Genomic DNA, 1225 nt, shown 5'->3' with positions numbered 1-1225 from the left:
TCGGGGATCAGCAGACGGTAAGGCCGTAGGCAAGATCCGTACCAGAGGACGGTTCATCCATCTTCGGTGCCGTGAGTGGACGAAACCTCCATCACTCGGTGTCCGCGGCGGTGTCCTCCGGCTCGGCGTCCGGGCCCTGGGCTCGCACCCGATGGACGTTCTCCAGGGACTCGCGCAGTTCGGTCAGCCAGTCGTCCGTGTGCCGCTGGACCAGCCGTACGCACCAGGCGAGGGCCTCGCTGCGGCTGCRGGCGACGCCGGCGGCGATCAGGGTGTCGAGGACCGCGCGCTCGGGCTGCCGCAGCCGGGTCATCACGGGCGCGGCGACATGGGTGAACAGGGCGCGCTCGTCGCCGCACTCCACACCCCAGGACACCTTCCTGCCGAACCGGCGCTCCGCCTCCCGGGCCACCTCGATCCGGGCTTCGCGCGTTCGCTCCCGGAACTCCTGGATCCGGCCCTCCACGGCAGCCTCCCGCTCCGTGGCCGAGGCGCCCTTGGCCAATTGGGGTGCGGGGATGCGGCCGATCACTGTGATCTCCTCGCGGTCGACCGTGACCTCGATCAGCTCCTCGAAGAGGTCGTCGGGCAGGCGGCCGGCGAACCAGCCGCGCAGCTTCTCTCGTTGCTCGGTGGTAATCATGTAATCACCATTACTCCACCGATTCGCAAACGCAAGGGCCCCGCGGGCGTGTCAGCCGAGGGCAGAACCGGAATGTTTCAGGCCTATTAATCAGTGTGTGAAAACCAGCCATTTGGCGACTTGGAACGATCAAGAGGCGCCAAGTTTCGGCGTTGGAACGTTCGAACTCCGTTACTTCACGCCACTGATTCAATACGCAAGGTTACTGAAACCGATGGTGTCGATGTGAGTTTCGGAGCCGGACTCGGCAGACTCCCGCTCGTCGTTCCGGCACCGATCGCGCCGGAGCCGACACACCCTCAATTTCGAGCGGRAGGATGCACACAATGCGGAACACCGCGCGCTGGGCAGCGACCCTCGGCCTCACGGCCACCGCCGTCTGCGGACCCCTCACCGGATCCGCCCTCGCCGTGTACGAGGTCGACGCCCGTGGCCTCGACCGGCTGGACCGCGGCGTCCTGGAGGCCCTGCTCAAGCTGTTCGGCGGCGGTCCGGTCGGCCTGTCCACGCTCGCGGTCGCGGTGGGGGAGGAGCGTGAGACCGTGGAGGAGGTCGCCGAACCCTTCCTCGTGAGGGAGGGTC

Annotated in this window: 1 protein-coding gene and 1 pseudogene; one reads left to right on the top strand and one right to left on the bottom strand. The window is 67.1% G+C overall.

Features of this window, described 5'->3' with window-relative positions; genetic code table 11:
* Window positions 1-91: 91 nt before the first annotated feature.
* Window positions 92-643: a hypothetical protein gene (locus EAO75_RS45095; protein ID WP_148000915.1), complete on the bottom strand. Its 552-nt coding sequence runs from the start codon at window positions 641-643 to the stop codon at window positions 92-94.
* A gap of 398 nt (window positions 644-1041) precedes the next feature.
* Here EAO75_RS45095 and EAO75_RS45090 point away from each other — a divergent pair.
* Window positions 1042-1225, top strand: a pseudogene (locus tag EAO75_RS45090) (Holliday junction DNA helicase RuvB C-terminal domain-containing protein); the annotation flags it as partial.

Origin of the sequence: Streptomyces sp. UW30, assembly GCF_008042075.1 — a bacterium.
Lineage (GTDB): Bacteria > Actinomycetota > Actinomycetes > Streptomycetales > Streptomycetaceae > Streptomyces.
Note: the sequence above shows the minus strand (reverse complement) of the source record. Positions and strands in the feature narration are given on the sequence as shown.